17 protein-coding genes are annotated in these 18791 nt (G+C 53.3%); 12 read left to right on the top strand and 5 right to left on the bottom strand.

Translation table 11 applies throughout. From position 1 onward, the window contains the following. Positions 1 to 123: 123 nt before the first annotated feature. From gcvP to MUA00_RS13150, 4 genes are all read left to right on the top strand, one after another. A complete protein-coding gene (gcvP, locus tag MUA00_RS13135) occupies positions 124 to 2997 on the top strand; it encodes an aminomethyl-transferring glycine dehydrogenase (RefSeq protein WP_271123488.1) in 2874 nt (957 codons plus the stop codon). A gap of 147 nt (positions 2998 to 3144) precedes the next feature. Then, positions 3145 to 3888 carry an SDR family oxidoreductase gene (locus tag MUA00_RS13140; protein ID WP_271123489.1) on the top strand — a complete coding sequence of 248 codons (744 nt, stop codon included), beginning with the start codon at positions 3145 to 3147 and terminating at the stop codon, positions 3886 to 3888. An 83-nt stretch (positions 3889 to 3971) separates the two neighbouring features. Further along, positions 3972 to 4685 (top strand): response regulator transcription factor, encoded by a 714-nt coding sequence (locus MUA00_RS13145; protein ID WP_271123490.1) that lies wholly within the window; start codon positions 3972 to 3974, stop codon positions 4683 to 4685. 3 nt (positions 4686 to 4688) lie between these two features. Next, positions 4689 to 6155: a sensor histidine kinase gene (locus MUA00_RS13150; RefSeq protein WP_271123491.1), complete on the top strand. Its 1467-nt coding sequence runs from the start codon at positions 4689 to 4691 to the stop codon at positions 6153 to 6155. 151 nt (positions 6156 to 6306) lie between these two features. Here MUA00_RS13150 and MUA00_RS13155 read toward each other — a convergent pair whose 3' ends face one another. The 3 genes from MUA00_RS13155 to MUA00_RS13165 form a co-directional block, all read right to left on the bottom strand. Beyond that, the gene (locus tag MUA00_RS13155) at positions 6307 to 7740 is read right to left on the bottom strand and encodes a 6-phospho-beta-glucosidase (protein ID WP_271123492.1); all 1434 of its coding nucleotides are present in this window, start codon (positions 7738 to 7740) and stop codon (positions 6307 to 6309) included. Positions 7741 to 7903: 163 nt separating this feature from the next. Continuing rightward, complete coding sequence (locus tag MUA00_RS13160) at positions 7904 to 8635, bottom strand: MurR/RpiR family transcriptional regulator (protein ID WP_271123493.1); 732 nt, start codon at positions 8633 to 8635, stop codon at positions 7904 to 7906. A 42-nt stretch (positions 8636 to 8677) separates the two neighbouring features. Then, positions 8678 to 9274 carry an HD domain-containing protein gene (locus tag MUA00_RS13165; RefSeq protein ID WP_271123494.1) on the bottom strand — a complete coding sequence of 199 codons (597 nt, stop codon included), beginning with the start codon at positions 9272 to 9274 and terminating at the stop codon, positions 8678 to 8680. Between the two features lie 158 nt (positions 9275 to 9432). On the opposite strand from MUA00_RS13165, the gene trhA reads away from it, so the two are divergent. Then, a complete protein-coding gene (gene trhA / locus MUA00_RS13170; RefSeq protein WP_271123495.1) occupies positions 9433 to 10086 on the top strand; it encodes a PAQR family membrane homeostasis protein TrhA in 654 nt (217 codons plus the stop codon). Positions 10087 to 10125: 39 nt separating this feature from the next. On the opposite strand, the gene ygfZ is transcribed toward trhA, so the two are convergent. Then, positions 10126 to 11112: a tRNA-modifying protein YgfZ gene (gene ygfZ / locus MUA00_RS13175; RefSeq protein ID WP_271123496.1), complete on the bottom strand. Its 987-nt coding sequence runs from the start codon at positions 11110 to 11112 to the stop codon at positions 10126 to 10128. A 246-nt stretch (positions 11113 to 11358) separates the two neighbouring features. On the opposite strand from ygfZ, the gene sdhE reads away from it, so the two are divergent. Continuing rightward, positions 11359 to 11625, top strand: coding sequence for an FAD assembly factor SdhE (gene sdhE, locus MUA00_RS13180; RefSeq protein WP_121263928.1), 267 nt, complete (start codon positions 11359 to 11361; stop codon positions 11623 to 11625). Then, positions 11606 to 12028 carry a protein YgfX gene (locus tag MUA00_RS13185; RefSeq protein ID WP_271123497.1) on the top strand — a complete coding sequence of 141 codons (423 nt, stop codon included), beginning with the start codon at positions 11606 to 11608 and terminating at the stop codon, positions 12026 to 12028. The genes sdhE and MUA00_RS13185 overlap by 20 nt, the downstream gene beginning before the upstream one ends. A 7-nt stretch (positions 12029 to 12035) precedes the next feature. Here the strand turns inward: MUA00_RS13185 and fldB are convergent, their stop codons facing one another. Next, positions 12036 to 12557, bottom strand: a complete 522-nt coding sequence (gene fldB / locus MUA00_RS13190; protein ID WP_271123498.1) for a flavodoxin FldB — start codon at positions 12555 to 12557, stop codon at positions 12036 to 12038. 101 nt (positions 12558 to 12658) lie between these two features. Here fldB and xerD point away from each other — a divergent pair, with 101 nt between their 5' ends. The 5 genes from xerD to lysS all read left to right on the top strand — a co-directional run bounded on the left by xerD (position 12659) and on the right by lysS (position 18754). Continuing rightward, complete coding sequence (xerD, locus tag MUA00_RS13195) at positions 12659 to 13555, top strand: site-specific tyrosine recombinase XerD (protein ID WP_271123499.1); 897 nt, start codon at positions 12659 to 12661, stop codon at positions 13553 to 13555. 22 nt (positions 13556 to 13577) lie between these two features. Next, positions 13578 to 14297, top strand: a complete 720-nt coding sequence (gene dsbC, locus MUA00_RS13200; protein ID WP_271123500.1) for a bifunctional protein-disulfide isomerase/oxidoreductase DsbC — start codon at positions 13578 to 13580, stop codon at positions 14295 to 14297. A gap of 3 nt (positions 14298 to 14300) precedes the next feature. Further along, a complete protein-coding gene (gene recJ / locus MUA00_RS13205) occupies positions 14301 to 16034 on the top strand; it encodes a single-stranded-DNA-specific exonuclease RecJ (protein ID WP_271123501.1) in 1734 nt (577 codons plus the stop codon). A gap of 94 nt (positions 16035 to 16128) precedes the next feature. Next, a protein-coding gene (prfB, locus tag MUA00_RS13210; protein WP_121263943.1) for a peptide chain release factor 2 occupies positions 16129 to 17227 on the top strand; the annotation gives its coding sequence in 2 pieces (ribosomal slippage) (positions 16129 to 16203 and positions 16205 to 17227; 1098 coding nt in all). 9 nt (positions 17228 to 17236) lie between these two features. Then, a complete protein-coding gene (gene lysS / locus MUA00_RS13215; protein WP_271123502.1) occupies positions 17237 to 18754 on the top strand; it encodes a lysine--tRNA ligase in 1518 nt (505 codons plus the stop codon). Positions 18755 to 18791: the final 37 nt, after the last annotated feature.

Consider the following 18791-nt stretch of genomic DNA (forward strand, 5'->3'; position numbering starts at 1 on the left):
TACCTGGCGGGTGACGCTCTGCTTACCCGCCCTACGATGTTCACCGAATCTTGTTTTGTAGGGTGGATAAGCGTCGCGCCATCCACCGCTAAAGTTCTGCATGTATTTCAGGAATCACCGCTCATGACCCAGTCCTTACGTAGCCTTGAAAACCACGAAGCGTTTATCGCCCGCCATATTGGCCCGTCCGCCCAGCAACAGCACGAAATGCTGGAGGCCGTGGGCGCCGCCTCTTTAAATGAACTTATCTCCACCATTGTTCCGGCTGATATTCAGCTCGCACAGCCGCCGATGGTGGGTGAAGCGGCAACAGAATTCGCAGCGCTTGCGGAACTAAAAGCCATTGCCAGCCGGAATAAACGCTTCAAAACTTACATTGGGATGGGTTATGCCGCGGTGCAAACGCCGCCGGTGATTCTACGTAATATGCTGGAAAATCCGGGCTGGTACACCGCATACACGCCTTATCAGCCGGAAGTGTCTCAGGGTCGTCTGGAAGCGCTGCTGAACTTCCAGCAGGTAACTCTGGATTTGACCGGGCTGGACATCGCCTCCGCCTCGCTGCTGGATGAGGCAACCGCTGCCGCAGAAGCAATGGCGATGGCAAAACGCGTGAGCAAGCTGAAAAATGCCAACCGCTTCTTCGTGGCGGCGGACATTCATCCACAAACGCTGGACGTGGTGCGTACCCGCGCGGAAACCTTTGGCTTTGACGTAATTGTCGACGATGCAGCAAAAGTGCTGGATCACCAGGACGTATTCGGCGTGCTCCTGCAACAGGTTGGCACCACTGGCGAAGTGCACGATTACAGCGCGCTGATTGCTGAACTGAAACAACGCAAAGTTGTGGTAAGCGTAGCCGCTGATTTTATGTCGCTGGTGCTGCTCACCGCACCGGGTAAACAGGGCGCAGATATCGTCTTTGGTTCTGCACAGCGCTTTGGCGTGCCGATGGGTTACGGCGGCCCGCATGCGGCGTTCTTTGCCGCGCGTGATGAATTCAAACGTTCCATGCCTGGCCGTATTATCGGCGTTTCTCGCGATGCTGCTGGCCGCACCGCGCTGCGCATGGCAATGCAGACCCGTGAGCAGCATATCCGCCGCGAGAAAGCGAACTCCAACATCTGCACTTCTCAGGTGCTGCTGGCCAACATCGCCAGCCTGTATGCGGTATTTCATGGTCCAGATGGCCTGAAACGCATTGCTGGCCGTATCCATCGTCTGACCGATATTCTCGCCGCGGGCCTGCAAAAGAAAGGCCTGGCGCTGCGTCACAAACATTGGTTCGACACGCTTTGTGTCGAAGTCGCTGATAAAGCCGCCGTTCTGGCTCGTGCCGAAGCAAACGAAATCAACCTGCGCAGCGATATTCTGGGCGCGGTCGGCATTACGCTTGACGAAGCGACCACTCGCGAAGACGTGCAGGCGCTGTTCACCGTGCTGCTGGGCGATAACCACGGCCTGGAAATCGACAAGCTGGATCAGGACGTTGCCGGCGACAGCCTGTCTGTTCCGGCGGAAATGCTGCGCGACGACGAAATCCTGACCCACCCGGTGTTCAATCGCTACCACAGCGAAACCGAGATGATGCGCTACATGCACTCTCTGGAGCGTAAAGATCTGGCGCTCAACCAGGCGATGATCCCGCTGGGTTCGTGCACCATGAAGCTGAACGCCGCGGCGGAAATGATCCCCATTACCTGGCCGGAATTTGCCGAACTGCACCCGTTCTGCCCGGCGAATCAGGCGGAAGGCTACCATCAGATGATTTCCCAGCTTTCCGACTGGCTGGTGAAACTGACCGGTTATGACGCGTTGTGCATGCAGCCAAACTCCGGTGCGCAGGGCGAATATGCGGGTCTGCTGGCGATTCGTCGCTATCATGAAAGCCGCAACGAAGCGGGTCGTAATATCTGCCTGATCCCAAGCTCCGCGCACGGCACTAACCCGGCTTCTGCACAAATGGCTGGCATGGAAGTGATCGTTGTCGCATGCGACAAACAGGGCAATATCGATCTTCAGGATCTGCGTGCGAAGGCGGAGCAGGCGGGCAGCGCGCTTTCCTGCATCATGGTGACTTACCCATCCACGCACGGCGTTTACGAAGAAACCATTCGTGAAGTTTGTCAGATTGTTCACCAGTACGGCGGGCAGGTTTATCTCGACGGCGCGAACATGAATGCCCAGGTCGGCATTACTTCCCCGGGCTATATCGGCGCGGACGTTTCGCACCTTAATCTGCACAAAACCTTCTGCATTCCCCACGGCGGCGGCGGTCCGGGCATGGGGCCAATCGGCGTGAAAGCGCATCTGGCTCCGTTTGTGCCGGGTCACAGCGTAGTGCAGGTTGAAGAGATGCTGACCCAGCAGGGCGCGGTTTCTGCGGCCCCGTTTGGCAGCGCCTCGATTCTGCCCATCAGTTGGATGTACATCCGCATGATGGGCGCCGAAGGCCTTAAAAAAGCAAGCCAGGTAGCGATTCTGAACGCGAACTATATCGCCAGCCGCCTGCAGTCTGCTTTCCCGGTGCTGTACACCGGCGCGAACGGCCGCGTGGCGCACGAATGTATTCTCGACATCCGTCCGCTGAAAGAAGAAACCGGCATCAGCGAGCTGGATATTGCTAAGCGTCTGATTGATTTTGGTTTCCATGCGCCAACTATGTCTTTCCCGGTTGCGGGCACGCTGATGGTTGAGCCAACGGAATCCGAAAGCAAGCTGGAGCTGGATCGCTTTATCGATGCGATGCTGACTATCCGTACTGAAATCGATCGTGTAGCGCGTGGCGAATGGCCGCTGGACGATAACCCGCTGGTGAACGCCCCGCATACTCAGGACGAAATCGTGACCGAGTGGGCACATCCGTATACCCGCGAGCTGGCCGTTTTCCCGGCAGGTCACAGCAATAAATACTGGCCGACCGTCAAGCGTCTGGATGATGTATTCGGCGACCGTAACCTTTTCTGCTCCTGCGTGCCGATGAGCGAATACCAGTAAAGTAGCTTCGATCTCCCCCTGACCTTCTCCCTCAAGGGAGAGCTAACGGGGAGATAGGTAGGGTGGAAAAGCGAAGCGTCATCCATCATGTAAAGCAATTAAGGGCACCCCGGTGCCCTTTGTGTTACCTGGACATCTGGAGGAAACATGGCAACAGTTCTGGTCACCGGCGGCAGCCGCGGCATTGGCAAGGCAACCGCCATTCTGCTTGCCCGGCACGGTTATAAAGTCGTAATTAACTACCTGCGTAACAAACAGGCCGCTGATGAGGTGGTCAATACCATTCGCGCTACGGGCGGCGAAGCGCTGGCTATCAAAGCGGACATCGCCGATGAACTGCAGGTGCTGGCAATGTTTGCTGAAATCGACAACGCCTTTGGCGCGGTTACCGCGCTGGTCAATAACGCCGGCATTCTCTTCCAGCAATCCACTATCGAAAACCTGACGGCAGACCGTATCAACCGCGTGCTGGCGACTAACGTTACGGGCTATTTCCTTTGCTGCCGTGAAGCAGTCAAACGCATGGCTTATCGCCACGGCGGAGAAGGCGGTTCGATTGTTAACGTTTCTTCCGCTGCGGCACGCCTGGGTTCGCCGGGTGAATATGTCGATTACGCAGCTTCAAAAGGAGCGATAGATACGCTAACCACCGGGCTTTCGCTGGAAGTCGCGGCGCAGGGTATTCGCGTTAACTGCGTACGTCCCGGGTTTATCTATACCGATATGCATGCAACCGGCGGTGAAGCCGGAAGAGTTGATCGCGTGAAATTTTCTCTGCCCATGCAGCGTGGCGGGCAACCGGAAGAAGTTGCGCAGGCAATCGTCTGGTTATTAAGCAGCAAAGCGTCTTATGTTACAGGCAGCTTTATTGATTTGGCCGGAGGGAAGTAGCGCCAGAGTTCAACAAAATGTGACAACTTCCAGCGTGCTTGTTGTGTAGACTTTCAACACGACGTGCGTGTGGGAGTAGGCAAGTGAATCAGGCGAAAAAGCTGTTAATAGTGGAAGACGATGAAAATATCGCCGAGCTTTTACAATTGCATCTGCGGAAAGAAGGTTTTGAGATAGCCCATGCCGCAGATGGTAATACCGGCATGGATAAGCTTAAGCAGGGCGGATGGGATGCGTTAATTCTCGATCTGATGCTGCCAGGCGTGGACGGGCTGGAAATTTGCCGCTTTGCACGCACCATGACCCGCTATACGCCGATTATCATTATCAGCGCCCGTTCAGGTGAAACGCACAGGGTGCTTGGCCTTGAACTTGGCGCTGATGACTATCTTGCCAAGCCCTTTTCCATGCTGGAACTGGTGGCGCGCGTTAAAGCGTTATTTCGCCGCCAGGAGGCGATGAGCCAGAATTTGCGGCTTGACGCGGGCACGCTCACCTTCGGCACGCTGACTATCGATCCGCTGACTCGCGATGTGCAGCTTAACAATGTTCCTGTTGATCTCACGCCACGCGAATTCGATCTGCTCTATTTCTTTGCCAGAAACCCGGAAACCGTCTTCTCCCGCCTGAACCTGCTTAATCAGGTGTGGGGATATGAGCATGAAGGTTACGAACATACGGTTAATACGCACATCAATCGTCTGCGAATCAAGATTGAAGACAACCCGGCGGAACCGAACTTTATCCGCACCGTCTGGGGTAAAGGTTACAAATTCACCGCACAGCCACGCGAGTAACCCATGCGAACTTTTTCCCTTTCACAGCGCCTGACGCTGGTATTTGCAATTTTGCTTTTCGCCTCCTGCGCGCTCATGGGCTGGATGCAGGTTCGCACCAGCACGCAATACAGTCAGGCGGTTATTCAGCAGCTCTCAAGCAATCTCGCACAGCATATCAACCAGAGCTATCCGCTGCTCGGTAAGGACGGGCTTAACAAAGACTCGGTTCGCACGTTGTTTGACCATTTGATGTCGGTCAATCCAAGCGTTGAGGTTTACCTGCTTGATAAAGAAGGCAATATCATTGGCGATGCGGCGCCGGATGGACACATAAAACGCCAGCGGGTCGATTTAGCCCCCATTCAGGCTGCTTTAAACGAGCAGAAATATCCCGTTTACGGCGACGATCCGCGCAGCATCGACTCCAGGAAAGTATTTAGCGTGGCGCCGATGCTTCAGGACGGACAGCTCAGAGGCTATCTTTACGTGATCCTGCTGGGGGAAAACTACAGCGCGCTAAATAACGACGCGCACTTTAACGCGCTGCTGAAGATCGTGCTGATCTCAATCAGCCTTGTCGCCTTGCTTGGCATGATAGTCGGGGGACTGGCTTTCCGCTGGATAACTCGCCCGCTGCGCGATCTGTCCCGTCAGGTCCACGCGCTTGAGATGGGCGGCATAGAAGAGATGCAGACGATGGCCGCGCTTCCTCTTAGCAATGAGAAAGGCAAAGATGAAATCGGTCTGCTGCGTCAGGGGGTTATCAGCATGGCCCGGCGCATTGCCGAGCAGTGGCATCGTTTATCTCAGCAAGACCAGCTTCGCCGTGAATTTATCGCTAATATTTCCCATGACCTGCGCACGCCGCTGACTTCGCTGCATGGCTATCTTGAGAGCCTGTCCGTCATGTCCGCCACGCTTTCTGAAGCGGACAAAAAACGCTATCTGGACATTGCGCTTGGCCAGAGCCAAAAAGTAGGGGCTCTGGCGCAGTCCTTGTTTGAACTTGCGCGTCTGGAATATGGCGTGGTGAAACCGCAAAAAGAGCAGTTTTCTCTCGCTGAGCTTTTGCAGGACGTCTTTCAGAAATTTGAACTGGCCGCGCAAACCCGCCAGCAGCAGATGCTGGCGGATATTCAGCCCGGTTTGCCGCTGATAGATGCCGATCTCGGCATGATAGAGCGCATTTTTACCAATCTGCTTGATAATGCGATTCGTCACGTGCCGGAGCAGGGCACTATAGCCGTACGCGTATGGAAAGAAGGCGAGAAAGTGCTGGTTCAGGTGAGCGATAACGGACCGGGTATTCCGCAGGAGCTTAAAGAAGGGCTGTTCGTTCGCCCTTCGATTGCCAGTCAGTCGCGGCTACGAGCAGGCGGTCTGGGATTAATGATTGTACGCCAGATGCTGCAGCTTCACGGCAGCGACATTACGCTTGTGGAAAAGCCTGAATGCGGGGCGTGTTTCCGGTTTGCTCTGCCAGTTTAAGAGGCTAAAACTTTATGTCGGGTGGCGCTAGCGCTTACCCGACCTACGGAAGCACCCGAAACGTAGGGTGGATGGCGCTGACGCTTACCCGACCGCCGAAAGTATTCGAAACGTAGGGTGGATAAGCGCAGCGCCATCCACCGTTTACTGATTAGAGATTTTCGCCGTTGCTGGCGATAACTTCTTTATACCAGTTGAAGCTTTTCTTACGGGAGCGAGACATATCGCCGGTGCCGTCATCATGCTTATTCACGTAGATGAAGCCGTAGCGCTTGCTGTACTGGCCGGTGGTAAAAGAGACGCAGTCGATGCAACCCCACGGGGTATAGCCCATCAGATCGACACCGTCGTAGGTAACTGCTTTCATCATCTCCGTAACGTGAGCTTTCAGATAATCGATGCGGTAATCGTCATTGATAGAACCGTCTTCTTCAACTTTGTCGTAAGCGCCGAAGCCGTTCTCAACGATAAACAGCGGCTTCTGATAACGCTCATATAATTCACACAACGCAAAACGCAGGCCAACCGGGTCAATCTGCCAGCCCCAGTCGGAGGCTTTAACGTGCGGGTTTGGTTCGCTGCCCTGGAAACCAGACAGTGCGTCGCCCGAACCGCCCTCTGCTTTTACGGCGTTGGTCATGTAGTAGCTGAAACCGAGGTAATCACACACGCCTTCACGCAGAATTTGCTCGTCGCCCGCTTCCATTTTGATATTGAACTCGCGGCGTTCCCACTCGTTAAGTACGTAAGTCGGGTAGTAGCCACGCAGTTGAACGTCGGTAAAGACATAACGCTCGCGCATGGATTCCTGGGCGTACATAACGTCTTCAGGTTTGCAGGAGAACGGGTAGAGCGGCACCATCGCCAGCATGCAGCCGATTTGCATCTCAGGGTTAATGCGATGGCCGATTTTCACCGCCATGGCGCTTGCTACAAACTGATGATGCAGAACCTGATACATCACTTCTTCAGGGTTATCGTGCTCGGTGTATACCACGCCGGAGCAGCAATAGCCGAACAGCGGCGCGCGCCAGTTACGCTGGTTGTTGATCTCGTTAAAGGTCATCCAGTATTTCACTTTGCTCTTGTAGCGCTCGAACACCACTTCAGCAAAACGCACGAAGAAATCAACGACCTTACGGTTGGTCCAGCCGCCGTATTCGGTGACCAAATGATGCGGCATTTCGAAGTGGGAGAGAGTGATGACCGGCTCGATGTTGTATTTCAGAAGCTCATCGAACATATCGTCGTAGAATTTCAGACCTTCTTCGTTGGGCTGCTGCTCGTCACCTTTCGGGAAAATACGCGTCCACGCAATTGAGGTGCGGAAGCATTTGAAACCCATCTCGGCAAACAGCTTGATGTCTTCTTTGTAACGGCCGTGGAAGTCGATGGCTTCATGGTTCGGGTAGTATTTCCCCGCAATGACTTCCTTTGTGATTTCGCGAGGAACGCCGTGTGCGCCGCCGGTTAACACGTCGCAGATGCTTGGACCTTTACCTTCTTTGTTCCAGCCGCCTTCAACCTGATGCGCAGCAACCGCGCCGCCCCATAAAAAATCTTTCGGTAATGTCAGTTTTTTCATATTTTTTAATCTCACTGTCCGCGCCAAAAAATAATGTGCGATACATCACAAAATGATGCTGCGTTAATTAGCTCTGTCGTGGAGTCTAACAAATGAGATTTAATTGTCACGATATAACAAATGGCGACGCTTGTGATTTGTTACAGCTAAAAAACAATATGTTTTATTCTGCCATTTTTTTCGCCAGCTTGCGGCCAATGGTTTCTAAAATATATATAACGGGGATTTGCGTCGTGATGTCATAAACTCCGCCTACGCGGGTCAGCGGAATATGCCAGGAAATATTAAAGTCGGCAAGCCTTGCCAGAGAAGAGTTCTCGTGGCTGGTGACCGACAATACCTTGCAATTGTGCAGGCTAAACTGGCTGGCAAAGCGCAGGATTTCTTCTGTTTCACCCGAAACGGAGAGCACGATTGCGAGCGCGTTTTTTGCCATATCGTTAGTCACGGGAAAATAAGGATCGTCAATATGATTACTAAATTTTCCGACGTTAGAAAAGAAACGTGCGCCATATTTTGCTAAAGCGCCAGAGGTCCCAGCGCCGACAAATATAATTCGCTCTGAAGAACAAATAATATCGACCGCATGATCGATTAAATTATCGAAATCTTCATTGTTAGTGCTTTTAAAAAAACTGATTATTTCGCTGGGGCCAAAATTAACCAACTGCTCATCGTTTTGTTCCAGATATAATTTAAAACGTACGCGAAACTCGGAATAACCTTCGCAGTTCAGCTTGCGGCAAAAGCGCAGCACGGTGGTCGTGGAAACTCCCGCGCCGTCGGCCAGTTCGCGGATGGTCATATACATCACTTTGTCACGATTTTTAATGACATAGTTGTAGACCATCATTTCCAGGCCGTTGAGATTAGCAATCGCCGCGTGAGTAAACATTGTACATCTTCCTGAGTTTCAGCCGTGAGCCGGTAAGAGAGTTTAGCGCAGCCAGCCTTTTTCCTGCGCACCATATAAATGGCTGACGACATGTTGCCATAATTCCGGCCAGCTTTCGCCCACCTGTGCATTGCGGGTTAATACTTGCTCAAGAGAAATATTATTCTCGCGCCAGCTTTGTCCTTCATTATGTAGATTTTGCAGTATGGGCAAAATGCGATCCAGCGCGCTGGCAAAGCGTGCATCGGCGCTTATTCCTGCTTCGTATTCCAGCCAGAGTTTGAGAAATTCACGGCTCTGCGGCTCGGGTAATAAACCAAACAGCCGCGTTGCTGCAAGCGCTTCTTTTTCTGCGATAGCTTCGCGTGCGGCTAAATCATAAACCAGGACATCACCCACATCGATTTCAACAATGTCATGCAACAATGCCATTTGTACCACCCGTGAAATATTTACTTCTGCAGGTGCGAAAGGGGCAAAGCTCATCGCTGCAACGGCAAAATGCCAGCTATGTTCGGCTGAATTTTCTGGGCGGCCATGGCCGATTATCTTTGTACGTCGCTCAACGAGTTTGAGCTTGTCGATTTCCATCAGAAAATCAATCACATCGCTCATCTCGCCAAAAGCGTGGGGGGACATAGCTATTCTCCAGGTATTTAAGGCAGATATGCCGATTGTACAGGCGCGCCGCTTGCCGCCGGCAGATTTATTTTAGCGCACATGTGTTCGCTGGAATCATTCTCAGTTATGCTAACCGTGCTGCATTTTTCATCTTAAGTCTCACCTGGAGTAGCCTTATGGCTGACAAACCAATTAAAGCGCTGGGATATTCGCTGGCTGAGGAAATAGCCAATAGTATTAGTCACGGCATCGGGCTGGTATTCGGCATTGTCGGACTGGTTCTGTTGCTGGTTCAGGCGGTGGATACAAACGCCAGCGCCACGGCAATCACCAGCTACAGCCTTTACGGCGGCAGCATGATTTTGCTGTTTCTCGCCTCCACCCTGTACCACGCCATCCCCCATGAGCGCGCCAAACGCTGGCTGAAAAAATTCGACCATTGCGCCATTTATCTCTTGATTGCCGGAACATATACGCCGTTCCTGCTGGTAGGACTTAATTCACCGCTTTCACGTGGGCTGATGATTGTAATCTGGAGCCTGGCGCTGGCGGGAATATTGTTTAAGCTCACTATCGCGCATCGCTTTAAGGTCTTATCGCTTGTGACTTATCTGCTGATGGGCTGGCTGTCGCTGGTAGTTATTTATCAGATGGCGGTGAAACTCGCCGCAGGCAGCGTGGCGCTACTGGCAATTGGCGGAATTATTTATTCTCTTGGCGTGATTTTCTACGTCTGCAAACGTATTCCTTATAACCACGCTATCTGGCATGGCTTCGTACTCGGCGGCAGCGTGTGCCACTTCCTCGCCATCTATTTATATATTCGCTGATGCGATTGCCCCCGCAGCGCAGGGGCATTTGCCAGATGATTAACTCTCTTCTAATGAATAAGGCAGTGGTTCGATGGCCAGCTCGCTGCCGCCATCTTCCCGTACACGGAAAACGCTGTCTGGTTCGAGATCGTTATTCATTACGGCCTGAATAAGCACACGTCCGTCGTCCAGATGGCTTGCGGCAAGTACTGTGCCGGTACGACGCCAGTTATCGCCCATTTTCATCTCAAGGTCTTCGCCAACTTCCGGCAGACGTGAAGCGCTGCCTGCGAGATACCAAAGCGCGCGTTTGTTAGCGCCACGAAACTTCGCTCGCGCCACCATTTCCTGGCCGGTATAGCAGCCCTTTTTAAAGCTGATACCGCCCAGCGCCTGGAGGTTCGTCGCCTGCGGAATAAACTGAGCGCTGTTGGCGCTGTCAATCACCGCCAGGCCGCCTTCAATATCCAGCGCCAGCCATTGTTGGCTGTCATTAAGCTGCGCTTCACCGCGTAGGTTTTCGGTAAGCCGTTGCGCCGTGGCTACGTCGGTGACGAGCAGGAAACGCTCGGCTGGCAGGTTAAACCACAGCAGAGTGGTTGCGCCGTCCTGTACGACAGGATTTTGTGCGTCCGGCAGGGCCGCAAAAAGATTCGCCAGCGCTGCGCGAGCCTGAAAACCAGCAAGCCCCAACAGGACGCTTTCGTTGTCAGGCGTCATCGTAACCTTTGAGAACACGGCATACTTTTTCAGCTCCGAAAGCTGGGCTTCATAAAGGTTGCGACGTTCAATAAAGGCAAAACCTTCGCCGCGATGGAACAGGCGCAGGTTGCTCCACATCTTGCCTTTGGCGTCGCAATGGGCGCAAAGCAGATGTTGGTTGGATCCCAGCAGTGCTACATCGGCGGTGACCTGCCCTTGCAGGTACTTTTCAGCGTCTGCGCCAGTCACATTCACTAGCGCCCAGTCATCGAGCGTCATCAGCGTCAGTGGCAGGCGAGCTGCGGCTGTAGGTTGACGGGGAGGAAACGGGTTGAAAGCCATATTTTGTCCTGGGTTATCCAACGGGTGAATGTCGTTAATGGTAAAAGAGCCACTCGCCAATGCAAGCAGTTTGATGACGCGAATTGTGCCGTTTCGAGTTACCTCGCAGCGCAAATGTAACGATGTCGCGTTGCGGCTATTTCTCCAGAGTCAGTACGCAGATAGCAACATTCAGGTAATACATGCGGCGAAAACAAGTTACACTAGCATTCGTATCTTACACGTCATTTAAGCAGGAAAGAGCACATGGATATCAATAACAAAGCCCGAATCCACTGGGCGTGCCGCCGCGGAATGCGCGAGCTCGATATTTCGATTATGCCGTTCTTTGAGTATGAATATGACACGTTAAGCGATGAGGATAAGCAGTTATTTATCCGCCTTCTGGAATGTGATGATCCCGACCTCTTTAACTGGTTGATGAATCATGGTGAACCGGCAGACTCAGCGTTGCAGCGTATGGTGAAGCTTATCCAAACACGGAATAGAGAACGTGGTCCTGTGGCAATCTGATCTTCGCGTCTCCTGGCGGGCGCAGTGGTTATCCCTGTTAGCCCACGGGCTGCTTGCGTTAATTGTGCTGCTTCTACCCTGGCCGATGAGCTATACGCTTATCTGGATGCTTTTACTTTCTCTGGTGGTTTTTGACAGCGTACGCAGTCAACGCCGGATTCATGCAACACATGGCGAGATCAAACTGCTGACGAATTATCATCTGAAATGGCAGGATAAAGAGTGGGAAATAGTCGGCACGCCATGGATGCTGCGCAGCGGCATGATGCTACGAATCCGCCAGACGCGGAAAACAAGATGCCAGCATTTGTGGCTGGCGGCCGACAGCATGGATATTGGCGAGTGGCGGGATTTACGTCGCCTGATGTTGCAACAGCAGGCGAGCGGTAACGGCCAGGCTTAAGCACCTGTCATGCGAACTTCTCAGCCATTTCACCCAGAATTTGCTCGCACCAGTTCTGAATGCGTTCATCGCTCAGATCGTACTGGTTGGTTTCATCCAGTGCGAGGCCAACGAATAATTTTCCATCGGCGGTAATAGGTTTATCACTTGTAAACTCATAACCTTCAGTTGGCCAGTAACCGATAAATTGCGCACCGCGGGGAGCCAGTTTGTCGTGCAGCATACCCAGCGCGTCGAGGAACCATTCGCCGTAGCCTAGCTGGTCGCCCATGCCGTACAAGGCCACGAGTTTGCCTTCCAGATTCAGGTTATCCAGTTGATCCCAGATGGCTTCCCAGTCTTCCTGCAGTTCGCCAAAATCCCAGGTTGGGATGCCGAGGATCAGTACATCGTACTGTTCCATTTGCGCAGGGGAGTCATCTTTCAGGTTATGGAGCGTCACCAGCTCCGGGCCGATGATGTCACGAATCTTTTCGGCAGCCATTTCGGTGTAGCAGGTGCTGGAGCCATAAAAAAGGCCAATGTTCATAGCGATAACAACTCATTTAATAACGTGCAGGCTGGCAAGTGTACCAGATCCCATTACGCATCATGCATAATGGACAGAATTCAAGCTTAAGTGAGGCTTCAGTGGAACAGGATTTGGCTCGTATTGAACAGTTTCTTGATGCGCTTTGGCTCGAAAAAAATCTGGCCGAGAACACGCTGACCTCGTACCGCCGCGATTTGAAAATGGTTGTGGAATGGTTAGAGCGTCACGGTTTAACGTTATTGACGGTACAGGCGGGCGATCTTCAGTCGCTGTTTGCTGAACGACTGGAGGGGGGATACAAAGCCACCAGCTCCGCGCGCATGTTAAGCGCTGTACGCCGTTTATTTCAGCATCTCTACCGCGAGAAAGCGCGCGATGACGATCCGAGCGCCTTGCTTTCATCACCTAAATTACCGCAGCGCTTACCAAAAGATCTCAGCGAAGCGCAGGTTGAGCGGCTGCTTCAGGCTCCATGTCTTGACCAGCCCATCGAGTTACGCGACAAAGCGATGCTGGAATTGTTGTATGCTACCGGCCTGCGCGTGTCCGAGCTGGTAGGTTTATCAATAAGCGATATCAGCCTGCGTCAGGGCGTGGTGCGGGTGATTGGCAAAGGGAATAAAGAACGGCTTGTGCCGCTTGGCGAGGAAGCCGTTTACTGGCTGGAAAACTATCTTGAGCATGGCCGTCCGTGGTTGTTAAACGGACAGTCTATCGACGTGCTGTTTCCGAGCCAACGGGCGCAGCAGATGACAAGGCAAACCTTCTGGCATCGCATCAAGCATTACGCGGTAATTGCGGGAATCGATAGCGAAAAACTCTCTCCGCACGTCCTGCGCCACGCTTTTGCTACGCATTTGCTGAACCACGGGGCGGATTTACGTGTCGTACAGATGCTTCTTGGGCACAGCGATTTGTCTACTACACAAATTTATACTCATGTAGCGACCGAACGTTTGCGTCAGCTACATCAACAGCACCACCCACGGGCGTGAGTGCCAGAATAAAGGAATCATGATGAAAAAAGGTATTTTGCTGCTCTCGTTGTTGGCGGCATCTGTCTCCGGTTTTGCTCACGCTGACGATGCGGCAATCAAGCTATCCCTGGCGAAGCTGGGCGTTCAAAATGCAGATATCCAGGCCGCACCCGTTGCCGGCATGAAGACCGTCTTAACCGACAGCGGCGTGCTGTATGTGACCGAAGACGGCAAGCATATTATTCAGGGCCCGCTTTATGACGTCAGCGGCGCGCAGCCGGTAAACGTCACCAACCAGTTGTTGACAGGCAAACTGAACGCGCTTGAAAAAGAAATGATTGTTTATAAAGCGCCCCAGGAAAAGCACGTTATTACCGTATTCACCGACATCACCTGCGGCTATTGCCACAAGCTGCATGAAGAAATGAAAGACTATAACGCGCTCGGTATTACCGTGCGTTACCTCGCGTTCCCGCGTCAGGGGCTGCAAAGCCAGGCCGAAAGCGACATGAAATCCATCTGGTGCGCAAAAGACCGCAACAAAGCGTTTGATGCCGCAATGAAAGGCGATGCCGTTCCTTCTGCGACCTGTGCAACCAATATTGCTAACCATTACAACCTTGGCGTGCAGTTCGGCGTGCAGGGTACGCCAGCTATCGTGCTGAGTAACGGTACGGTAATTCCTGGTTACCAGGGGCCAAAAGAGATGAAACAAATGCTGGATGCGCACCAGCAACTGAGCAAAGTAAGTGGTCAATAACGGGTGAAACAGCAAAAGCAACTTCGTCGCCGGGTGGTGGATGACACGGCGGTCTTACCGGCGGGTTTACCTCCGCTGTTAAAACGTCTCTATGCCAGTCGCGGAGTGCGTGGCGAACAGGATCTGGAACGCAGCGTGAAAGGGATGCTGCCCTGGAAGCAGCTCAACGGCATGGAAAAAGCTGTTGAAATCCTGCATAACGCGTTTCGTGAAGGGCTACGTATTATCGTCGTCGGAGATTTCGATGCCGATGGTGCGACCAGCACGGCATTGAGCGTGCTGGCGTTACGCAGCCTTGGTGGTACAAACGTGGGCTATCTGGTACCGAACCGTTTCGAGGATGGCTATGGCTTAAGTCCGGAAGTAGTGGATCAGGCCCATGCCCGCGGTGCGCAACTGATTCTGACGGTTGATAACGGTATTTCATCGCACAGCGGCGTTGACCGCGCGCATAAGTTGGGCATTCCTGTGATCGTGACAGATCACCACCTGCCCGGTTCGGAGCTTCCGGCTGCGGAAGCCATCATCAATCCGAATCTGGTTGACTGCGAATTCCCGTCAAAATCACTCGCAGGCGTAGGCGTTGCGTTTTACCTGATGCTCGCTCTGCGCGCGCATCTGCGCGACTGCGGCTGGTTTGAACAGCAGGGGCTTGCGATCCCAAATCTGGCGGAACTGTTGGATCTGGTGGCGCTGGGTACGGTGGCAGACGTTGTGCCTCTTGATACCAACAATCGCATCCTTACCTGGCAAGGTTTAAGCCGTATTCGCGCAGGGGTTTGCCGTCCGGGCATACGCGCGCTGCTTGAGGTCGCCAATCGTGAACCCCATAAGCTTGCGGCCAGCGATCTGGGCTTTGCTCTGGGGCCGCGCCTGAATGCGGCGGGGCGTCTGGACGATATGTCCGTCGGCGTGGCGTTACTGCTTAGCGAAAACATCGGCGAAGCGCGCATGCTCGCGAACGAACTCGACGCGCTGAATCAAACCCGCAAAGAGATAGAGCAGGGCATGCAGGTTGAAGCGTTAACGCTGTGCGAAAAGCTGGAGCGCAGCAACGAAGAGTTGCCGTATGGCCTTGCGATGTATCATCCCGAGTGGCATCAGGGCGTGGTCGGCATTCTTGCCTCGCGTATTAAAGAACGCTTCAACCGTCCGGTGATAGCTTTTGCGCCGGCAGGCGACGGCACGCTTAAAGGCTCCGGGCGTTCAATTCAGGGGCTGCATATGCGCGATGCGCTGGAGCGGCTGGATACGCTGAATCCAGGCCTGATGCTAAAATTCGGCGGCCATGCCATGGCCGCGGGGCTGTCCCTTGAAGAAGCGCGTTTTGAAGAGTTCCGCCAGCGCTTCGGCGAACTGGTGGGGGAATGGCTCGATCCTGCGCTGTTGCAAGGCGAAATCTGGTCCGATGGCGCGCTTGCCGCATCGGAAATGACGCTGGAAATCGCCGAGATGCTGCGTGATGCAGGTCCCTGGGGGCAGATGTTCCCGGAACCGCTGTTCGACGGTAAGTTCCGCCTGCTGCAACAGCGGCTGGTCGGCGAGCGTCATCTGAAGGTGATGGTGGAACCGCTGGGCGGCGGCCCGCTGCTGGACGGCATCGCTTTTAATGTCGATACCGCTCACTGGCCGGACAACGGCGTTCGCGAAGTCGAACTGGCTTTCAAGCTCGATGTAAATGAGTTTCGCGGTAACCGAACAGTGCAGCTTTTAATCGACCATATCTGGGCGTTATAAAGCCAACCAAAGCTATAAAATGTGGCGTAATTCCGGTAAACTTTCCGGTTTACGACCGCATTTTCGTCTTAGTCCCCAACATAAGATATTACACATGTTTGAAATTAACCCGGTAAAAAACCGCATCCAGGACCTCACAGAGCGCAGCGACGTTCTTAGGGGGTATCTTTGACTACGATGCCAAGAAAGAGCGCCTGGAAGAAGTAAACGCAGAGCTGGAACAGCCTGATGTGTGGAACGAACCTGAACGCGCGCAGGCGCTGGGTAAAGAGCGTTCTGCACTGGAAGCGATTGTCGAAACGTTGGATCAAATGACCCAGGGGCTGGAAGATGTTTCCGGTTTGCTGGAGCTTGCTATTGAAGCCGACGACGAAGAAACCTTCAATGAAGCCGTTGTTGAGTTAGATCAGCTTGAAGCCAAACTGGCGCAGCTCGAATTCCGTCGTATGTTCTCAGGCGATTACGACAGCGCCGACTGCTACATCGATATCCAGGCAGGCTCCGGTGGTACCGAAGCGCAGGACTGGGCAAGCATGTTGATGCGTATGTATTTGCGCTGGGCCGAAGCGCGCGGGTTCAAAACAGAAATCATTGAAGAATCCGAAGGCGAAGTGGCGGGCATCAAGTCTGTGACGATCAAAATTCAGGGCGAATACGCTTTTGGCTGGCTGCGCACCGAAACCGGCGTGCATCGTCTGGTTCGTAAGAGTCCTTTCGACTCCGGCGGCCGTCGCCATACTTCCTTTAGCTCTGCCTTCGTCTATCCGGAAGTGGATGACGACATTGATATCGAAATCAACCCGGCCGATTTGCGTATCGACGTATATCGCGCGTCAGGCGCGGGCGGTCAGCACGTTAACCGTACAGAATCTGCGGTACGTATTACCCACATTCCGACCAACACCGTCACCCAGTGCCAGAACGACCGTTCGCAGCATAAGAACAAAGATCAGGCCATGAAGCAGATGAAAGCGAAGTTATACGAGCTGGAAATGCAGAAGAAAAATGCTGAGAAGCAGGCGCTGGAAGACAACAAATCGGATATCGGCTGGGGTAGCCAGATTCGTTCTTACGTCCTTGATGATTCCCGTATCAAAGACTTGCGTACCGGGGTTGAAACCCGCAACACGCAGGCCGTACTGGATGGCGATCTGGACAAATTTATCGAAGCAAGTTTGAAAGCAGGGTTATGAGGAACCAACATGTCTGAACAACAAGCACAGGGCACCGAAGCGGCAGTCGATCTTAATAATGAACTCAAAACCCGCCGCGAGAAGCTGGCTGGCCTGCGCGAGCAGGGCATTGCCTTCCCAAACGACTTCCGTCGCGATCATACCTCAGACCTTCTGCACGCAGACTTTGACGGTAAAGAGAACGAAGAGCTTGAAGCGCTTAATATCGAAGTTACCGTCGCTGGCCGCATGATGACTCGTCGTATTATGGGTAAAGCTTCTTTCGTGACTTTACAGGATGTTGGCGGCCGTATTCAGTTGTACGTTGCCCGTGACGATCTGCCTGAAGGCATCTATAACGAGCAGTTCAAAAAATGGGACCTCGGCGATATCCTCGGCGCGCGCGGCAAGCTGTTTAAAACCAAAACCGGCGAGTTGTCTATTCATTGCACCGAGCTGCGCCTGCTGACTAAAGCCCTGCGTCCTTTGCCGGATAAATTCCACGGCCTGCAGGATCAGGAAGCGCGTTACCGCCAGCGTTACCTGGATCTGATTTCCAACGACGAATCCCGCAACACCTTTAAAGTGCGTTCTCAGATCATGTCCGGCATTCGTAACTTCATGGTTGGCCGCGGCTTTATGGAAGTCGAAACGCCAATGATGCAGGTGATCCCCGGCGGCGCGTCTGCTCGCCCGTTTATCACCCACCACAATGCGCTGGACATCGATATGTACCTGCGTATTGCGCCGGAGCTGTATCTGAAGCGTCTGGTTGTCGGCGGCTTCGAGCGCGTATTCGAAATCAACCGTAATTTCCGTAACGAAGGTATCTCCCCGCGTCATAACCCAGAGTTCACCATGATGGAACTCTATATGGCGTATGCGGATTACAAAGATCTGATCGAACTGACCGAATCCCTGTTCCGTACCCTGGCGCAGGACGTTCTGGGCACCACCGAAGTGAAATATGGCGAAGAGATTTTCGATTTCGGCAAGCCGTTCGAAAAACTCACCATGCGCGAAGCTATCAAAAAACACCGCCCTGAAACCAATATCGACGATCTCGACGATATGGGCAAAGCGCTGGAAATCGCGGCTGCTATCGGTATTAAAGTTGAGAAGAGCTGGGGTCTGGGCCGCGTAGTCACTGAGATCTTCGAAGAGGTTGCCGAAAGCCATCTGATTCAGCCTACCTTCATCACTGAATATCCGGCAGAAGTTTCTCCGCTGGCGCGTCGTAACGATGAAAATCCAGAAATCACTGACCGCTTCGAGTTCTTCATCGGCGGCCGTGAAATCGGTAACGGCTTCTCTGAGCTCAATGATGCAGAAGACCAGGCGCAGCGCTTTGCTGACCAGGTTGCGGCGAAAGACGCAGGCGATGACGAAGCGATGTTCTTCGACGAAGACTACGTGACTGCGCTGGAGCACGGCCTGCCGCCAACGGCTGGCCTGGGCATCGGTATCGACCGTATGGTTATGCTGTTCACCGACAGCCATACCATCCGCGACGTTATCCTGTTCCCTGCATTGCGTCCGGTTAAGTAAACCGTTCCGGGCTCCTCTCTTCGGAGAGGAGCCTGTT

The sequence above is a fragment of the Dryocola boscaweniae genome, from assembly GCF_025215095.1.
GTDB classification, from domain to species: domain Bacteria; phylum Pseudomonadota; class Gammaproteobacteria; order Enterobacterales; family Enterobacteriaceae; genus Dryocola; species Dryocola boscaweniae.